The organism is Actinoplanes sp. NBRC 103695 (genome assembly GCF_030269485.1).
Lineage (GTDB): Bacteria > Actinomycetota > Actinomycetes > Mycobacteriales > Micromonosporaceae > Actinoplanes.
Window position 1 is genome coordinate 64,443 of the sequence record NZ_BSTL01000038.1, and the last position, 15,885, is coordinate 80,327.

The following is a 15,885-nucleotide window of genomic DNA, read 5'->3' on the forward strand; positions in this document are numbered from 1 at the left end:
CGTCACTCCCCCGCCGCGGCGAAGAATCCGGCGAGCCCGTGCGGCGCGTCCGGCCCGAGGACCATCGCCAACCCCGCGACGGCATCGGCCGCGGCACGCTCACTGCGAGCAAACATTTCTTCCTCGTACGCGGCCAGCGCGGCCCCGGCGTCACCCGGGTGCGCGACGATCGCCTCGCCGAGACGCGCACCGTCGAGCAGGGCGAGGTTGGCGCCCTCCCCCGCGAACGGCGACATCAGGTGCGCCGCGTCCCCGACCAGCGTGACGCCCGGCGCCGGATCCCAGCGATGCCCGGTCGGCAGTGTGTGAATGGTGCGCGGAACCAGCTCGCCGTCACCCTCGGCGATCAGCGCGAGCAGCTCCGGCGCCCAGCCGGCGAACTCGTCCGCCAGCAGCTTCTTCGCCCCCGCGGTGTCGGCGAAGTCGATCTGGCCGATCCACCCGGCGGGTTTGCTGAGCGCGGCGTAGACGTGCAGGCTGCCGTCCGGCTCCCGGTGGGCGAGGAACCCTTGCCCCGGCGCGACGGCGAAGAGCATGCCGTCCCCCACGACCCGAGAAGGCCCAGGGTGCTCAGCGTCGGCATCGCGGTGGTCGATCTCCACAAACGAGATTCCCGCGTACGCCGGAAGCGCCCCCGACACCACCGGACGCACCCGCGACCAGGCCCCGTCCGCCCCGACCAGCACCTCGGTCGTCACGCTCGTCCCGTCCGCAAACTCGACCTCATAACGGCCGCGGCCCTCAACCGCGCCGCCCTGCACCCCGCGGCCCTCAACGCCGCGACCGTCAACCTCGCCGCCCTCCGCCCCGCGGCCCTCAACCTCGCGGCCCTCAACCTCGCGGCCCTCAACCGCGCCGCCCTCCGCCCCGCGGCCCTCAACCTCGCGGCCCTCAACCTCGCGGCCCTCAACCGCGCCGCCCTCCGCCCCGCGGCCCTCAACCTCGCGGCCCTCGATCTCGCCGCTGCCCTCGACTCCGTGGGCGGGTTCGATGAGCGGGCGCACCCCGGTGACCTTCATGCCCCACCGGATCGTGCCCTCCGGCAGCGACTCGAGCAGGATCCGCCGCAGCTCACCGCGGTCGACCTCGGGCCGGCCGCGAGTCTCGTCGTCCCCTTCCGCGAAGAGCAGCGAGTTGTCCTTGTCGAGCACCCGGACGGACTGCCCACCGCGGTGGATGATCGCGCGGAACTCGTCCATCAGCTCCGCCGCACGCAGCCCGACCTGCCCGTTCTCCTCGTGGATGTCGAGCATGCCGCCCTGTGTCCGGGCCGCCGCCGAAGCCTCCGCCTCGAAGATCTCCACGTCGACGCCGTGCAGGCTCAGGACCCGGGCGAGCGTGAGCCCGCCCAGCCCCGCACCGATGATCGTGACCTTCATGACTACTCCTTCCAGAACACGTTCGTAACGAACATGTTCGTGATGGCCAAAAACCAGCCCGGCCGGCGGCCGGGCCCAAAGCTGAAAGTCAGGTGGTCTTGATGCCCTTCATGAGCACCTCGAAGGACCACCGCATGCGTTCACGTCCGGTGCCGGAGAACAGTTCCTCCCGCGCCCGGGCAAGATGCGGATACCGCTCCGGCGACGCCTCAGCCGCCACCGAGGCCAGCGTCTCCATCTCGTCCTCCCCGGTCACGGACTCCTCCCGGGTGCCGTGCTCGGCGGCGGTCGAGGTCGCATGCTGAAGCAGCAGATCAACACCCCAAGCGGCGTTACGCGCCGAGACGCCGCCCGTGTGAAGCAGACCCAGCACACAGTCGATCAGCCGCAAATAGCGCGGCCCGTGCGGCAGCAAGGTCAGCATCGACCGGGCCAGGCTGGGATAGCCGTGCAGCAGTTCGGTGTACCGGCACAGCAGGTCGATCAGCCGTTCCTCCCACCCGACGGGCGTGTCGAGCCCCGGCAGGACGAAGTCGGCCAGCAGCTCATCGAGCAACGCCCCGTGCAGCTCAACCGTGTTGCGCACGTAGACGTAGAGCGAAGCGGGCCCGGTATCGAGCTCACTGGCAAGCCGCCGCATGGTGACCCGCTCCAGCCCTTCCTCCCGCATGACCCGGAAGGCCACCCCCACCAGACTCTCCCGGCTGAGCGGCGCCTTGGCCGGCCGCTGCCGCCGGCTGACAGGCTCACGTCGTGGACTCACGAACACGATCGTAACGAACATGTTCGTCAACGTCCACCGAACCACCCGCCCTAAAGCACCTACCCCACGCCGAGACCGCGCTACGCCGCTCCCAAACCAAGAGCGGAGAGCGAAAAGCGCCCGATCACCCGCCCGACCGAACGCCCGCCCGACCGAACGCCCGCCCGACCGAACGCCCGACCGAACGGACGAACGGCCGAACGCCTGACCGAACGGACGGACGGACGGACGGACGGCCGAGCGAACGGACGGACGGACGGCCTAGCGGACGACGGCCGAGCAAACGAGCGAACGAACGGAACGGACGTGGGAGAGAGGGCATGGCAGAGAGATCGAGCCAACAACAGCGCAACCAGAGTCGCATTTCGCCCGCTGACGACTTGGCCGCGAAAAAGTGCCAGGCGAAGCCGAGGTGCTTTTTCGTGGCCAAGTCGTCAGCTACTCGGGGCGAAATGCCCGGAGGAGCGAAGCGACGACCAGCCAGCTCAGCAGCCGCATGCAACCAGCCCAGCCACCTCAACAACCACACACAACCAGCCCAGCCACCTCAACAACCACACACAACCAGCCCAGCCACCTCAACAACCAGGCAAGCGCTTGATCAGGTAGTCCTCGATGTTGTCCAAGGACACCCGCTCCTGCTTCATCGTGTCGCGGTCGCGGACCGTCACCGCGTTGTCCTGCAGGGTGTCGAAGTCGACGGTCACGCAGAACGGGGTGCCGATCTCGTCCTGGCGGCGGTAGCGGCGCCCGATGGCCTGCGAGTCGTCGAACTCGACCACCCAGCGCCGGCGCAGCAGGGCCGAGAGTTCCTTGGCCTTGGGCGACAGCTCGGGGTTGCGGGACAGCGGGAGCACCGCCACCTTGACCGGTGCGAGCCTCGGGTCGAAACGCATCACCGTGCGCTTGTCCACGCCGCCCTTGGTGTTCGGCGCCTCGTCCTCGTCGTAGGCCTCCAGCAGGAAGGCCAGTACGGCGCGGGTCAGGCCGGCGGCCGGCTCGATCACGTACGGCACCCAGCGCTCCTGTTTCTCCTGATCGAAGTAGGAGAGGTCGACGCCGGAGTGCTTGCTGTGTGTGCTCAGGTCGAAGTCGGTGCGGTTGGCGATTCCTTCGAGTTCCGCGAATTCGGTGCCGCCGAACTGGAAGCGGTACTCGATGTCGACGGTCCGCTTCGCGTAGTGCGAGAGTTTCTCCTGCGGGTGCTCGAAGCGGCGCAGGTTGGACTCGCTCAGGCCGAGGCCGATGTACCAGTTCCAGCGCTGCTCGAGCCAGTACTCGTGCCACGTCTCGTCGCTGCCGGGCTCGACGAAGAACTCCATCTCCATCTGCTCGAACTCACGCGTACGGAAGATGAAGTTGCCGGGGGTGATCTCGTTGCGGAAGCTCTTGCCGACCTGCGCGATGCCGAACGGCGGCTTCTTGCGGGCCGCGGTGGCCACGTTGTTGTAGTTCACGAAGATGCCCTGGGCGGTTTCCGGGCGCAGGTAGTGCAGGCCCTCGGCGCTCTCGGTGGGGCCGAGGTAGGTCTTCATCAGGCCGTTGAACATCTTCGGCTCGGTGAAGGTGCCCTTGTTGCCGCAGTTGGGGCAGTTGAGTTCCTGGAGCGAGGACGGCAGCGAGCCGTGCTTCGCCTCGTACGCCTCTTCCAGGTGGTCGGCGCGGAACCGCTTGTGGCAGGACTGGCACTCGGTCAGCGGGTCGACGAAGGCGTCGAGGTGACCGGAGGCGGCCCACACGTCGCGGCTGAGGATGACGGCGGAGTCGAGGCCGACGATGTCGTCGCGCTCCTGGACCATCGCCTTCCACCATTGCCGGCGGACGTTCTCCTTCAGCTCCACGCCGAGCGGACCGTAGTCCCACGCCGAACGGGTGCCTCCGTAGATCTCGCTGGAGGGGAAGACGAAGCCCCGGCGCTTGGCCAGGCTGACGACGGCGTCGATACGGTCGGCGGGCATGTTCCTCCTACGCCGGCTGGATTGTCGGCGGGGACGCTGGATTGATAGGAAAAGGACAGGTCAGGAGATTACTCCTCGACGGAACAGACCTGGAACTGGCCCGTCTCGCGGTCCTGGCCGAGGTAGGCGTTGAGTTTCCCGGAGCCACCGTCGGCGTAGGTCACGTCGACCGGGACGGCCAGGTCGACGCTGGCCAGGTCGAGGTCGCCGACCTGCCACGACTGGATCGGTTTCCCGGTCTGCGCCTCGCTGGTGAACTCGGCGCGGCTGAGGGTGGCCCGGGTCTGTGCGCAGAGCGAGTCGTACGCCTCGCCGAACCGCTTGGCTTTGACGTCGTCGAGGTAGTCGCCGATCACGACCTGGGCCTGCTCGTTGAGCGCGTTGGTCATGACCACGCCCAGCCCGGCGAGGGCGGCCACCGCGCCACCGCAGGCGAGGACGAGCACACCGGCGCCGATGCCGAGGCCCAGCCCGATGCGCCGGCGGCGGCCCTCGGTGGGCGGCGCCGGGAAGGGCGGCACCACACCCGGCCCCCGCGGCGGAGGCGGCGCCTGGAGCGGCCCCGGCGAAGGCGGCACCGGCAGCGGCCCCGGCGAAGGCTGCCCATAGGGCGGCTGTCCAGACTGAGGCTGCCCAGACGGCGGCACGGCGGCCGGCCCGTAATGGGGCGGCTGGTCGACCTGGGTCATGTCGTCAAGCGTAGTGCTCAGCGCCAGGGTTCGGCTGCCCGGTCACTGGCGACCAGGTCCACCTCGCCGCCGGGCTCCGCGCTCGCCAGCGTCTCGAAGGCGGACGGCTCGTCCTGGGACTGGGAGAGGAAGGGCGTGGCATGGACCTTCACGTCGAAGCGCCCGAGCGACCGCCGGTAGGCTCCGACCGACTCCCACTCGGTGACGAGGGCCCAGTGCGCGGGATCGTCAAGCGCACGGGTGAGGCGCCCGGAGACGTATCCGGGGCTGGCGGCGAGCGCGGCGAGGGCGGCGTGCCCCCGCTCGGCGAAGCCGTCCTCGCCGCCGTCGGGGACCACGAACCGGTTGAGCACGAGCATGCGAAGAGCGTACGCACGTCAGATCAGGAGCACTCACGTGACATCGTCCGACAACCTGCTGCGCCGCCTCTCCCGGGTCAGCCCGACGGTCGCCTTCCTGGTGGCACTGGTGATGTTGATCGCCGGCTTCTTCCTGCCCGGCATCATCGGCGGGGCTGTGCTGTTCGTGCTGGGCGCCGCTCTGACCGCGCTCACCTTCACGACCTGGCCGGTGCAGAAGACGGGCACCCGGGTCGTGCGGGTGATCCTGCTGGCCCTGCTGTTCGCGACCGTGGTGGCGAAGAGCCTGTAGAAACTGCTTTTGACAACCATTGTCATTGTCGGCACAGTTGCCGGTATGAGAACTCGCCTGGTCGCCACCCTGACCGCGCTGACCCTGGTCGCCGCGGGCTGCGGCAGCGGAGCCAGTGGCAGCAGCGACGGCCGCCCGCAGGTGGTCACGGCGTTCTATCCCCTCCAGTTCCTGACCCAGCGGATCGGCGGCGACCAGGTCCAGATCTCCGACCTGACCAAGCCGGGCGCCGAGCCGCACGACCTCGAGCTCAACCCCCGGCAGGTGGGCGCGATCAGCGACGCCGACCTGGTGGTCTATCTCCGGGGCTTCCAGCCGGCCGTGGACCAGGCCGTCGGCCAGGAGGCCGGTGACAAGGCGTTCGACGTCGGCGGCACGGTCGAGCTGCTGGCCGCCTCCGAGTCGCATGACCACGGGCCGGGCGAGGAGGAGCACGCGGAGCAGGCAGCGGGTGGCAAGGACCCGCACGTCTGGCTGGACCCGATCCGATTCGCCACGATCAGCGACAAGCTGGGCGAGCGCCTCGCCCAGGCCGACCCGGCGCACGCCGCCGACCACCGCGCCCGGGCCGCCGCCCTGCACGGCGAGCTCGACCAGCTCGACCGGGAGTTCGCCGCCGCGTTGAAGACCTGCCAGCGCCGCGAGATCGTCACCAGCCACACCGCGTTCGCCTATCTGGCCGCCCGCTACGACCTGCACGAGGTCGGCATCACCGGGATCTCCCCGGAGGCCGAGGCGTCCCCGCAGCGGCTGGCCGGCGTCGCCAGGGAGGCGAAGGAGACCGGCGCCACCACGATCTTCTTCGAGACCCTGGTCAGCCCCAAGGTCGCCGAGACCATCGCCAAGGAGGTCGGTGCGAGGACGGCGGTGCTGGACCCGATCGAGGGCAGGACCGATCCGAACGCCGACTACTTCTCGATGATGCGGTCGAATCTCACCGCGCTGACCCAGGCCCTAGGGTGCTCCCATGACTGACGCGGTGCGGATCACCCACGCGGCCGTCGGGTACGGCGCCCGCGAGGTGCTGCACGACGTGTCCCTGGGCGTCACCCAGGGCGAAGTGGTCGCCATCCTGGGCGCGAACGGCTCGGGCAAGTCGACCCTGATCCGGGCGGTCCTCGGGCTGGTCCCGCTCAGCCACGGCGACATCGAGCTGTTCGGCACGCCACGCCGGCGGTTCCGGGAGTGGGCCCGGGTCGGCTACGTGCCGCAGCGGGTCGGCGCCGGCAGCAGCGTCCCGGCCACGGTCGGTGAGGTCGTCGCGGCCGGCCGCCTCGCCCGGCGCGGCCTGCTGCGTTTCTCAGGTTCCAAAGACCGTTCCGCCGTACGGGCGGCGCTGGCCGACGTCGGCCTGACCGATCGCGCCTCCGACCCGGTGGCCACCCTGTCCGGCGGCCAGCAGCAGCGCACGCTGATCGCCCGCGCGCTGGCCGGCGAGCCGGACCTGCTGATCATGGACGAGCCGACGGCCGGCGTGGACGCCGCCAGCCAGGAGGCGTTCGCCGCCACGCTGGGCCGGTTCCAGGGGCGTGGCGGCACGGTGCTGCTGGTGGCGCACGAGCTGGGCCCGCTGCGGCCGCTGATCGACCGGGCGGTGGTGGTCCACGAGGGACGCATCGCCCACGACGGCGCGGTGCCGGAGCCGGCCGGGCATCACGCCGAGCCGGGCCACGACCACGTGCATCCGCACGCGGAGGCGGAACGGCCCGGCATCTGCGTGGCGCCGACGGATCGGGTACGCAACTGATGGACCTGCTCCAGTACGACTTCATGCTCCGGGCCCTGGCCGGAGCGCTGATCATCGGGATCACCGCGCCGGCCCTCGGCATCTACCTGGTCCAGCGGCGGCTGTCGCTGATCGGTGACGGCATCGGGCACGTGGCGCTCACCGGCGTCGGCGTGGGCCTGCTGTTCCACCAGTCGCCGGTGCTCACCGCGGTGATCGTGTCGGCGATCGGCGCGGTCGGCGTGGAACTGGTCCGGGAACGCGGCCGCACCTCCGGCGACCTGGCGCTGGCGCTGCTGTTCTACGGCGGCATCGCGGGCGGCGTGGTGCTGGTCGGGCTCTCCGACGACAGCGGCAACGCCAACCTGGTGCAGTACCTCTTCGGCTCGCTGACCACCACGTCCGGCACCGATCTGGTGGTGATCGCGGTGCTCGGCGTCGCGGTGCTCGCGGCCATGCTGCTGCTGCGGCCGGTGTTGTTCGCGGTCTGCGACGACGAGGAGTACGCGCGGGTCTCCGGCCTTCCGGTTCGTACGCTGAATCTGCTCCTCGCGGTGACCACCGCCGTGACCGTGACGATCGCCATGCGTACCGTCGGACTGCTGTTGATCTCGGCTCTGATGGTCGTGCCGGTCGCTGCGGCGCAGCAGGTCACCCGTGGTTTCCGGACGACGATGGCGGTGGCGATGGCGGGCGGCGTGGTGGCCGCGGCGGCCGGCGTGGTGGTCTCCGCGGAGGCGAACACCGCTCCCGGCGCGACCATCGTGATCGTGGCGCTGGCCCTCTTCCTGGCCCTGACCGTGGCGGGCGCCGTCCGCGGACGCGCCCGCCCGCACAGCGCCGAGAAAGAACCACCGGACGTGGTATTGCATGACTGAGGTGACGACGGGCTACGAGGCCTACGAGGGCGCGGGAGAGTTGCTCCGGGCCCTCTCGGCGCCGATCCGGGTCGCGATTGTGGCAGAATTGGGCGTCGGCGAGCGGTGCGTGCACGAGCTCGTGGAGAAGCTGGGAGCTCCGCAGCCGCTGGTGTCGCAGCATCTGCGGGTGTTGCGGGGCGCCGGGGTGGTGCGCGGCGCGCGGCGCGGCCGCGAGATCGCCTACTCACTGGTGGACGAGCACATCGCTCACATCGTCGCCGACGCCGTCAGCCATGCCAGGGAGGCCCGCTCGTGAACGAGGTGGTACGCAACACGCGCCAGCGCAGCGCGGTCAGCAGCGTCCTCGCCGAGGTGGAGGGGTTCCACAGTGCTCAGGACCTGCACGCGATGCTGCGGGACCGAGGCGAGCGGGTCGGGCTGACCACCGTCTACCGCACCCTGCAAGGCCTCGCCGACGCCGGTGAGATCGACGTCATGCGCCCGCCCGGCGGCGAGCATCTCTACCGCCGCTGCAGCCAGGGTCACCATCACCATCTGGTGTGCCGGTCGTGCGGCCGGACGGTCGAGGTGGAGGGCCCGGCGGTGGAGAGCTGGGCCGACAAGGTCGCCGCCCAGCACGGTTATCAGGACGTCTCGCACACGCTCGAGATTTTCGGAACCTGCACGAACTGCTGCGCCACCCCAAAATAGGCGGGGTGAAGCTCTACGCCGACCGGCTCCCCCTGGCCATCCGTCAACTCTTCCTCGACCTCGCCGTGGTGATCTGGGTGTACGCCTGGATCCGGGCCGGTTTCTGGGTGCACGACCTGGTGCTCAAACTGGGCGTACCGGGACAGAAGCTGGAGGGCGCGGGCACCGGCCTCGCCGACAACCTGGCCGACGCGGGCGGCAAGGTGGGCAAGGTTCCGCTGGTCGGTGACGAGCTCACGGCGCCGTTCACCAGGGCGGCCGAGGCGGCTCGCTCGCTGGCCGACGCGGGGCGCGAGCAGCAGGAGATCGTTCAGAACCTGGCACTGGTGCTGGCCCTGCTGCTGGTGGCCGTACCCCTGGCATTGGTGTTGTTTCTCTGGCTGCCGCTGCGGGTGCGGTGGATGCGGCGGGCCGGGGTGGCGGCGAAGGTGCGCGACGAACCGGCCGGCAAGGACCTGCTCGCCCTGCGTGCGCTCGCCTCGCAGCCGCTCAACCGGCTCACCCGGCTCGGCCCGGACATCGCCCAGTCCTGGCGCAACGGCGACGCGGAGGCGGTCGACGCGCTGGCCGCGCTGGAGCTCAGGCAGCTTGGCCTGAGTCCTTCGGGGCGTCGTCGATGAAGCCGTCGCCGTTCACGTCGTCGCCCCAGTTGCGCCGCGCCCAGGGCAGGAACGCCCAGAAGCTCAGGAACCACACCCCGGTGACGGCCGTCAGGATCACCGCCGGCCAGATGCTGAGCAGGTAGTCGGTGATCAGCAACACGCTGCTCACCATCGAGATCAGCATGAACGCCAGGCCACCGGTGGCCATCCGGTGCGCGAAGCGGACCAGCTCGGGCTTGCGGCCCTGACGGAACAGCGCGCGGTGGAACGCGACCGGGGAGATGATCATCGCGGTGGCGAACGCGGCTGAGATCAGCGCGACGATGTAGGTGTCCTTCTGGAACGCGGACGCCCTGGGGAATCCGCTGCTGAAGGGCAGGGTGAGCAGGAACGCGAAAAGGATCTGCACGCCGGTCTGCGCGACCCGCAACTCCTGGAGAAGATCGGCGAAGTTGCGGTCCCAGCGGGCCTTCTCCGTCTCGTTCGGCATGTTCTTCTTCTCCGGCGGCATGGATGGCCGCTTTCCCAGCTCAGCGCATTGTCAAACGCCGATGCGCGCCAGCGCGGCGTCGGCCAGCGCGTCCGGCGCCTCCTCCGGAACCCAGTGGCTGATCCCTCTCAGGGCGACCAGCTGGTAGTCGGCGTCCACCCAGTCGGCGGTGCGCAGCGCGGCGGTCAGGCCGACCACCGGGTCCTTGTCGGACCAGACGTACGTGGTGGGCACCTGGATCGTGCCGACGCCGGCCAGCACCTCCCGGTCCAGCGCCCGGTACCAGTTCAGCCCGCCGGTGAGCCGGCCCGAGTCGCGCATCGCGTCCGAGTACAGCGAGGCGCGCTCGCCGATCGCCTTCATCATCTGCCGCAGCAGGGCACCGTCACCGACCTGCAGCAACCGCTCCGCGATCTTGGAGCGGAAGACGGCCATGTACGCGAACCGCGCCCGCTGCGACGCCCGGACCCGCAACGCCATCGCGAGCGCCCGCGGGTGCGGCACGGACACGGCGGTCAGGGACAGCACCCGCCCCGGGTGGCCGTCGGCGAGCAGCCAGCCGACCTGCGCGCCCCAGTCGTGGCCGATCACGTGCGCCCGCTCGATCTCGAGCGCGTCCAGGATCGCCACCGCGTCGGCGGTCGGCTCGTCCAGCCGGTACGCCGACACGTCCACCGGACGGGCGCCGGGCGCGTAGCCGCGCTGGTCGTAGCGGTACGTGCGCAGCCCGGCGGCGTGCAGCCGGGGCAGCATCAGATCGAACTCCCGATGATCCTGCGGAAAGCCGTGCAGGAGCAGCACCGGCGTCCCGTCCTCCGGCCCCTCGGCCACTACCTCGAAACTCAGACCACGCGCCTTGACCTGCATGTGACGTCTCCCCTGTTCCGTACGACCGTACGGTGTTAGCTTCATCGAAACATAAGCAAGTCCGACAGGGGAGCGCTGAGCGCTGAGAGTGCGGCCACGACCGCAGACCCTCGAACCTGATCTGGGTAATGCCAGCGCAGGGAGTTGGAGGCATCTCCATGAGACGCATGGACCGTTGGCGCACCATCGACATCGTGATCGCCGCGATCATCGCCGTGACGTTCGGCGTGATCTTCTGGGCGTGGAACATCCTGTGGGGCGCCACCGGCGGCGCCTTCGCGTTCTTCCCGCCCGCACAGACGCTGCTCTACGGCGTCTGGCTGATTCCCGCCGTGCTCGGCGGCCTGATCATTCGCAAGCCCGGCGCCGCCCTGTTCACCGAGGCGGTGGCCGCGACCATCTCGGCGCTGCTCGGCGCGCAGTGGGGCGCGGTCGTCATCCCGCAGGGCCTGGTCCAGGGCCTGGGCGCGGAGCTGGCGTTCGCCATCCTGCTCTACCGCTCGTGGCGGCTCCCGGCGGCGCTGCTGGCCGGCCTGCTCACCGGCCTGAGCGCGGCGGTGTTCGACTTCTTCGCCTGGAACGCCGCCTACGACCTGTGGGACTACCGGGTGCCGTACGCACTGCTCACCATGGTCAGCAGCACGATCGTGGCCGGTGCGGGCAGCTGGCTGCTGGTCCGGGCGCTGGCGCCGACCGGGGTGCTGGACCGCTTCGGCGCCGGCCGGGAACGCGAGCTTGTCTGAGGTCGTCCTCCGCGGGTTCGGCTGGCGTCACGCCGGCCGGCGCGCCTGGGCGGTCCGCGAGGTCGACCTGCGGATCGCCCACGGCGAGCGGGTGCTGCTGCTCGGCCCGTCCGGGGCGGGTAAGAGCACGCTGCTGGCCGCGCTGGCCGGCCTGCTGCCGGACGACTCGGGCGAGTCGGCCGGCGGCGCGGAGATCGACGGGCTGGAGCCGCGCAAGGCCCGCGAGCACGTCGGCCTGCTGTTCCAGGACCCGCAGACCCAGCTGGTGATGGCTCGCAGCGGCGACGACGTGGCGTTCGGGCCGGAGAACCGCGGGGTGCCCGGCAAGGACATCTGGGCGCGGGTCAGTGACGCGCTGGACCGGGTCGGTTTCCCGTACCCGATCACCCGCCCCACCTCGGCGCTCTCCGGCGGCGAGGCGCAACGCCTGGCCCTCGCCGGGGTCCTCGCGCTGCGGCCCGGCCTGCTGCTCCTGGACGAGCCCACCGCCAACCTCGACCCCGACGGCGCCGCGCTGATCCGGCGGGCGCTCACCCAGGCGGTCGACCGGGACACCACGATGATCCTGGTCGAGCACCGGGTCGCCGAGGCGTTGCCGCTGGTCGACCGGGTGATCGTGCTCGAGCCCGGCGGTGGCGTGCGCGCCGACGGGCCACCGGCCGCGATCTTCGCCGAGCTGGGCGACCAACTCGCGGCCGAGGGGGTCTGGGTGCCGGGCCGCCCGCTGCCCCAGCACAAGGCCGTTCTTCCACCAGGTGCTTCTCTGGTACGCGCGGAGCACGCGACCTTCCAGCACCGTCTGCGCCCGGTCTCCCTCGAGGCACACGAGGCGTCGATCCTGGCCGTCACCGGTCCCAACGGCGCGGGCAAGTCGACCCTGGCGCTGCTGCTCGGCGGGCTGCTCCGGCCCACGTCGGGCACCATCTGGGCGGCACCGGGCGGCGAGCCGTGGACGTGGCGCGCACGTGACCTGGCCAGTCGCATCGGGTCGGTCTTCCAAGATCCGGAGCACCAGTTCATCACGTCCCGGGTCCGAGACGAGCTGGCCGGCTCGCGGGTCGACGAGCTCCTCTCCCGGCTCCGGCTGTCGCATCTCGCCGACGCCAACCCCTACACCCTCTCCGGCGGCGAGGCCCGGCGGCTCAGTGTGGCCACCGCCCTGGCCCGTGCCCCGCGCCTGCTCATCCTCGACGAACCCACCTTCGGCCAGGACCGGCGCACCTGGATCGAGCTGGCCGCCCTGTTCGCGTCGCTGCGTGACGAAGGACACGGCATCGTGGCGGTCACTCACGACGCCGACTTCGTCTCGTCACTATCGGACAGAACGTTCGTTCTCTCGCGGGGCCGCGCATGATCACGCCTCTCGCCTCCGACGCGCGCGCGACCGCTCCCCTGGCGCGGCGCAATCCCGTCGCCAAGCTGGCCGCCGCGCTGATCTTCGCGCTCCCGCTGGTGTCCACACTGGACCCGCTCACTCCCGCGCTCGGCCTGGCCATCGAGCTGGCGCTGCTGCCGCTCTTCGGCGTCCGCTACGGCGAACTGGCCCGGCGCGCGTGGCCGCTCCTGCTCGCCGCCGGAGGCATCCTGGTCACGATGGTCCTGTTCGCCGCCGACCGCACCGGCACCGTGCTCGTCGACGCCGGCCCGATCGAGATCACCACCGGGGTGCTGCTCGGCGCGCTGGGTCTGGTGCTGCGCGTCTTCGCGGTGGCGCTGCCCGGGATCATCGTGTTCGCCACCACCGACCCGACCGACCTGGCCGACGCGCTGGTGCAGAACGCCAAGGCCCCGCCGCGGTTCGCGATCGGCGCGCTCGCCGCGTTCCGGCTGCTGCCGCTGCTCGGGCTCCAGTGGCAGGCGCTCACTCTGGCCCGCCGCGCCCGGGGCCTGGACGCCGGGCGCAACCCGGTCGCCAAGCTGCGGCTCTTCGCGTCCACGGCGTTCGCGCTGCTGGTCGGGGCGCTGCGGCGGGGCGGGCGGCTGGCCACCGCGATGGACGCGCGCGGCTTCGACGCGGGCACCCCCCGGACGTACGCCCGCCGTCAGATCTTCCGCCCGGCCGACTGGACCCTGGTCGCCGGCGCCGCCCTGCTCTCCGCCGCCGCCCTGGCCGCGAGTGTCGTGACGGGAATGTTCCGGCCCGTCATCGGGTGAGCTGTTCGTTCCCGCGTCAACTCGGCGACATGTGGTGTTGAGGTGGCCCCGAGACAGTCAGGCGGTCAACTCTGAAGATCGTTTGGGAGCTCGCCCATGGGTCACGGCCACCACCACCATCATCATCATGATCACGTCGGCGGCGCTGCGGACGTACCCCCGGCTCTTGATCTGACCATCCCCGACGGCGAACTGTCAGCCTCGGACGTCTCCCGCCGCGGGTTTCTGCGAAGCGCCGGACTTCTCGGCGCCGGAGCGGCCGCGTCCGTGCTCGCCTCGCCCTCGTCGCCCGCCGTCGCCTCCCCCGCTTCTCCGCAAGGGCTGACCTGGCTCGCGGGCGACCACCACATCCACACCCAGTACAGCTCCGACGCCCAGTACCGGGTGATCGACCAGGCCAAGCACGGTCAGGCCTACGGTCTGGACTGGCTGGTCATCACCGACCACGGCAGCAACGCGCACGCCAAGATCGGTGTGGAGAAGGTCAACCCGGACATCCTGGCCACCCGCGCCGAGCTCAAGGAGCTCCTCACCTTCCAGGGTCTGGAGTGGAACATCCCGGGCGCCGAGCATGCCACCGTCTTCGTGCACCCCGGCCGCAACGAGGTCGACGTGCTCAAGAGATTCGAGCTGGCGTACGACGGTTCGCAGCTGCCCGCGACGAACACCGAGGCGCAGAACGAGGCCGCCGCGATCGCCGGCATCCAGTTCCTCGGCGAGCAGGTCCGCGCCCGCAAGGTCGAAGGCGCGCTGTTCCTGGCCAACCACCCGGCCCGCCGCGGCATCGACTCGCCGCACGAGATCCGCAACTGGCGCGACGCCGACCCGACCGTCGCGATCGGCATGGAGGGCGCACCCGGTCACCAGGCCGCCGGCATCCCCGCCCCCAACGGCCGCGGCGGCGCCCGCGGCTACTACGACAACAACCCGTCCGCGGCGTCGTACCCCGGCTACCCGTTGGAGGCGTACCGCACGTGGGGCGGCTTCGACTGGATGACCGCCACCGTCGGCGGCCTCTGGGACAGCCTGCTCGCCGAGGGCCGCGCCTGGTGGGTGACGGTCAACTCGGACAGCCACGTCAACTATCTGGACCAGTCGGACCGCGGCCCGAACAGCAACTTCGAGGTCAACGGCAGGTACAACGACCCGGTCTACACCGGCGTGGTGAACACCGGCGCCGGCGACTTCTGGCCCGGCTTCTACGGCCGCACCAACGTGGGCGCGCGCACCCGCAGCTACAAGGCGGTCATGGACGGCCTTCGTGACGGCCGCGTCTGGGTCGACCACGGCCGGCTGATCAAGAACCTGGACGCCCGCGTCCGGGTGGCCGGGGCGTCCGGCGCCGGCACCCCGCTGGGCGGTGTGCTGCGCGTCAAGCGGGGCGTGGCCACCGAGCTGGCCCTCGACATCGACCTGCAGGACGTGCCCAACTGGCGCCAGTTCGTGCCGGTGCTCAAGCGCGTCGACGTCATCGTCGGCACGGTCACCGGCGCGGTCACCGACAAGGACACGTTCACGGCACCCGACACGAAGGTCGTCAAGTCCTTCGAGGTCTCGGCCCGGACCGGCAAGCTGACCGTCCGCTACAACCTGGGGCGTCTCGACAAGCCCTTCTACCTCCGCGTACGCGGGACCGACGGCAACCGCACCCAGCCCGGCCTGATGGGCGCCGCCGTCGACCCGTACGGCCCCGCCCTGGACGCCGTCGGCAACGCCGACCCGTGGGGCGACCTGTGGTTCTACTCGAACCCGATCTGGGTGCTGCCCAAGTGACGTCCTACCCCGACGTGGCCGCCGCCGAGCACGGGATCGCCACCAGCGACCCGGCGCCGGCGGCGGCGTACACCCTGATGGCCCGCTCCCCGCGGCCGCACGTCGCGGTGGTGACCGAACCGAGCGAGGGCGCCCGGGCGGTCCGCTATCCCGGCGTGGACGCCCTGACCGGCTCACTGCCCGTGTCCGAGGTCCTGTCCCTGTCGGCGATCAACCGGGTGGAGATCCTCGGCGGCGGCGACGCGGATCCCGCCCTGATCCTGGACACCGGCGATTTCGTCCGCCCGCGGTGGCGAGCGGACGCTCTGGTCCTGACGGTGATGCCGGCGACGCCCGGCCATGTGGTCCCTTTCGAGACCCGCGACCCGACTCCGTGCTGCGCGGTCCACTGACCGCCTAGCCTCAGTCTTTCGCTTGGCCGTCGGCCCATAGCTATGATTCGATGAATGCGATTCGCGTGCTTTTAGCTGTTCTGTAGGCATGGTGAGGGCCCGGCGCTCGGCCGGGTTCCTCCGTGTT

19 protein-coding genes and 1 riboswitch are annotated in these 15,885 nt (G+C 70.8%); of the genes, 12 read left to right on the forward strand and 7 right to left on the reverse strand.

The features are described 5' to 3' along the window. Nucleotides 1-2: 2 nt before the first annotated feature. The 5 genes from QSK31_RS42580 to QSK31_RS42600 form a co-directional block, all read right to left on the reverse strand. The gene (locus QSK31_RS42580; RefSeq protein WP_285690614.1) at nt 3-1,379 is read right to left on the reverse strand and encodes an FAD-dependent oxidoreductase; all 1,377 of its coding nucleotides are present in this window, start codon (nt 1,377-1,379) and stop codon (nt 3-5) included. An 88-nt stretch (nt 1,380-1,467) separates the two neighbouring features. Then, nucleotides 1,468-2,142, reverse strand: coding sequence for a TetR/AcrR family transcriptional regulator (locus QSK31_RS42585; protein ID WP_285690615.1), 675 nt, complete (start codon nt 2,140-2,142; stop codon nt 1,468-1,470). 578 nt (nt 2,143-2,720) lie between these two features. After that, entirely contained in the window at nt 2,721-4,100 is a 1,380-nt protein-coding gene (locus QSK31_RS42590) for a glycine--tRNA ligase (protein WP_285690616.1), read from the reverse strand. Nucleotides 4,101-4,168: 68 nt separating this feature from the next. Continuing rightward, a complete protein-coding gene (locus QSK31_RS42595) occupies nt 4,169-4,789 on the reverse strand; it encodes a hypothetical protein (RefSeq protein WP_285690617.1) in 621 nt (206 codons plus the stop codon). A 17-nt stretch (nt 4,790-4,806) separates the two neighbouring features. Continuing rightward, complete coding sequence (locus QSK31_RS42600) at nt 4,807-5,148, reverse strand: antibiotic biosynthesis monooxygenase family protein (RefSeq protein ID WP_285690618.1); 342 nt, start codon at nt 5,146-5,148, stop codon at nt 4,807-4,809. 37 nt (nt 5,149-5,185) lie between these two features. Between QSK31_RS42600 and QSK31_RS42605 the strand changes: the two genes are divergently transcribed. The 7 genes from QSK31_RS42605 to QSK31_RS42635 are packed head-to-tail and all read left to right on the forward strand — an operon-like array spanning nt 5,186 to nt 9,357. Continuing rightward, entirely contained in the window at nt 5,186-5,440 is a 255-nt protein-coding gene (locus tag QSK31_RS42605; RefSeq protein ID WP_285690619.1) for a DUF6703 family protein, read from the forward strand. Nucleotides 5,441-5,485: 45 nt separating this feature from the next. Continuing rightward, nucleotides 5,486-6,415: a metal ABC transporter substrate-binding protein gene (locus QSK31_RS42610; protein ID WP_285690620.1), complete on the forward strand. Its 930-nt coding sequence runs from the start codon at nt 5,486-5,488 to the stop codon at nt 6,413-6,415. Next, nucleotides 6,408-7,187: a metal ABC transporter ATP-binding protein gene (locus QSK31_RS42615; RefSeq protein WP_285690622.1), complete on the forward strand. Its 780-nt coding sequence runs from the start codon at nt 6,408-6,410 to the stop codon at nt 7,185-7,187. The genes QSK31_RS42610 and QSK31_RS42615 overlap by 8 nt, the downstream gene beginning before the upstream one ends. Further along, nucleotides 7,187-8,044, forward strand: a complete 858-nt coding sequence (locus tag QSK31_RS42620; RefSeq protein ID WP_285690623.1) for a metal ABC transporter permease — start codon at nt 7,187-7,189, stop codon at nt 8,042-8,044. Before QSK31_RS42615 ends, QSK31_RS42620 begins: the two co-directional genes overlap by 1 nt. Then, a complete protein-coding gene (locus QSK31_RS42625) occupies nt 8,037-8,342 on the forward strand; it encodes an ArsR/SmtB family transcription factor (protein ID WP_285690624.1) in 306 nt (101 codons plus the stop codon). Before QSK31_RS42620 ends, QSK31_RS42625 begins: the two co-directional genes overlap by 8 nt. Continuing rightward, entirely contained in the window at nt 8,339-8,737 is a 399-nt protein-coding gene (locus QSK31_RS42630; RefSeq protein ID WP_285690626.1) for a Fur family transcriptional regulator, read from the forward strand. The genes QSK31_RS42625 and QSK31_RS42630 overlap by 4 nt, the downstream gene beginning before the upstream one ends. 5 nt (nt 8,738-8,742) lie before the next feature. After that, nucleotides 8,743-9,357 (forward strand): hypothetical protein, encoded by a 615-nt coding sequence (locus tag QSK31_RS42635; protein ID WP_285690627.1) that lies wholly within the window; start codon nt 8,743-8,745, stop codon nt 9,355-9,357. Here the strand turns inward: QSK31_RS42635 and QSK31_RS42640 are convergent. Next, nucleotides 9,317-9,829, reverse strand: coding sequence for a DUF6328 family protein (locus tag QSK31_RS42640; RefSeq protein ID WP_285690628.1), 513 nt, complete (start codon nt 9,827-9,829; stop codon nt 9,317-9,319). The two genes, QSK31_RS42635 and QSK31_RS42640, sit on opposite strands and share 41 nt — an antisense overlap. Nucleotides 9,830-9,880: 51 nt before the next feature. Continuing rightward, nucleotides 9,881-10,696, reverse strand: coding sequence for an alpha/beta fold hydrolase (locus tag QSK31_RS42645; RefSeq protein ID WP_285690629.1), 816 nt, complete (start codon nt 10,694-10,696; stop codon nt 9,881-9,883). A 56-nt stretch (nt 10,697-10,752) separates the two neighbouring features. Continuing rightward, a riboswitch (TPP riboswitch) is annotated at nt 10,753-10,856 on the forward strand. Between QSK31_RS42645 and QSK31_RS42650 the strand changes: the two genes are divergently transcribed. From QSK31_RS42650 to QSK31_RS42670, 5 genes are all read left to right on the forward strand, one after another. Then, nucleotides 10,855-11,439: an ECF transporter S component gene (locus tag QSK31_RS42650; protein WP_285690630.1), complete on the forward strand. Its 585-nt coding sequence runs from the start codon at nt 10,855-10,857 to the stop codon at nt 11,437-11,439. (Overlaps the previous riboswitch by 2 nt.) Next, entirely contained in the window at nt 11,432-12,793 is a 1,362-nt protein-coding gene (locus QSK31_RS42655) for an ABC transporter ATP-binding protein (protein WP_285690632.1), read from the forward strand. Before QSK31_RS42650 ends, QSK31_RS42655 begins: the two co-directional genes overlap by 8 nt. After that, nucleotides 12,790-13,593: an energy-coupling factor transporter transmembrane component T family protein gene (locus tag QSK31_RS42660; protein ID WP_285690633.1), complete on the forward strand. Its 804-nt coding sequence runs from the start codon at nt 12,790-12,792 to the stop codon at nt 13,591-13,593. The genes QSK31_RS42655 and QSK31_RS42660 overlap by 4 nt, the downstream gene beginning before the upstream one ends. Nucleotides 13,594-13,689: 96 nt before the next feature. Next, nucleotides 13,690-15,366, forward strand: a complete 1,677-nt coding sequence (locus tag QSK31_RS42665; protein ID WP_285690635.1) for a histidinol-phosphatase — start codon at nt 13,690-13,692, stop codon at nt 15,364-15,366. Then, a complete protein-coding gene (locus QSK31_RS42670; RefSeq protein ID WP_285690637.1) occupies nt 15,363-15,758 on the forward strand; it encodes a hypothetical protein in 396 nt (131 codons plus the stop codon). Before QSK31_RS42665 ends, QSK31_RS42670 begins: the two co-directional genes overlap by 4 nt. The last annotated feature ends 127 nt before the right edge of the window (nt 15,759-15,885 follow it).

What these genes read in the sequence shown, in the direction of transcription:
- QSK31_RS42610 (WP_285690620.1), top strand. Translation starts at nt 5,486, where the DNA reads ATGAGAACTCGCCTGGTCGCCACCCTGACCGCGCTGACCCTGGTCGCC.
- QSK31_RS42595 (WP_285690617.1), bottom strand. Translation starts at nt 4,789, where the DNA reads ATGACCCAGGTCGACCAGCCGCCCCATTACGGGCCGGCCGCCGTGCCG.
- QSK31_RS42615 (WP_285690622.1), top strand. Translation starts at nt 6,408, where the DNA reads ATGACTGACGCGGTGCGGATCACCCACGCGGCCGTCGGGTACGGCGCC.
- QSK31_RS42665 (WP_285690635.1), top strand. Translation starts at nt 13,690, where the DNA reads ATGGGTCACGGCCACCACCACCATCATCATCATGATCACGTCGGCGGC.
- QSK31_RS42600 (WP_285690618.1), bottom strand. Translation starts at nt 5,148, where the DNA reads ATGCTCGTGCTCAACCGGTTCGTGGTCCCCGACGGCGGCGAGGACGGC.
- QSK31_RS42580 (WP_285690614.1), bottom strand. Translation starts at nt 1,379, where the DNA reads ATGAAGGTCACGATCATCGGTGCGGGGCTGGGCGGGCTCACGCTCGCC.
- QSK31_RS42645 (WP_285690629.1), bottom strand. Translation starts at nt 10,696, where the DNA reads ATGCAGGTCAAGGCGCGTGGTCTGAGTTTCGAGGTAGTGGCCGAGGGG.
- QSK31_RS42650 (WP_285690630.1), top strand. Translation starts at nt 10,855, where the DNA reads ATGAGACGCATGGACCGTTGGCGCACCATCGACATCGTGATCGCCGCG.
- QSK31_RS42625 (WP_285690624.1), top strand. Translation starts at nt 8,037, where the DNA reads ATGACTGAGGTGACGACGGGCTACGAGGCCTACGAGGGCGCGGGAGAG.
- QSK31_RS42590 (WP_285690616.1), bottom strand. Translation starts at nt 4,100, where the DNA reads ATGCCCGCCGACCGTATCGACGCCGTCGTCAGCCTGGCCAAGCGCCGG.
- QSK31_RS42660 (WP_285690633.1), top strand. Translation starts at nt 12,790, where the DNA reads ATGATCACGCCTCTCGCCTCCGACGCGCGCGCGACCGCTCCCCTGGCG.
- QSK31_RS42640 (WP_285690628.1), bottom strand. Translation starts at nt 9,829, where the DNA reads ATGCCGAACGAGACGGAGAAGGCCCGCTGGGACCGCAACTTCGCCGAT.
- QSK31_RS42620 (WP_285690623.1), top strand. Translation starts at nt 7,187, where the DNA reads ATGGACCTGCTCCAGTACGACTTCATGCTCCGGGCCCTGGCCGGAGCG.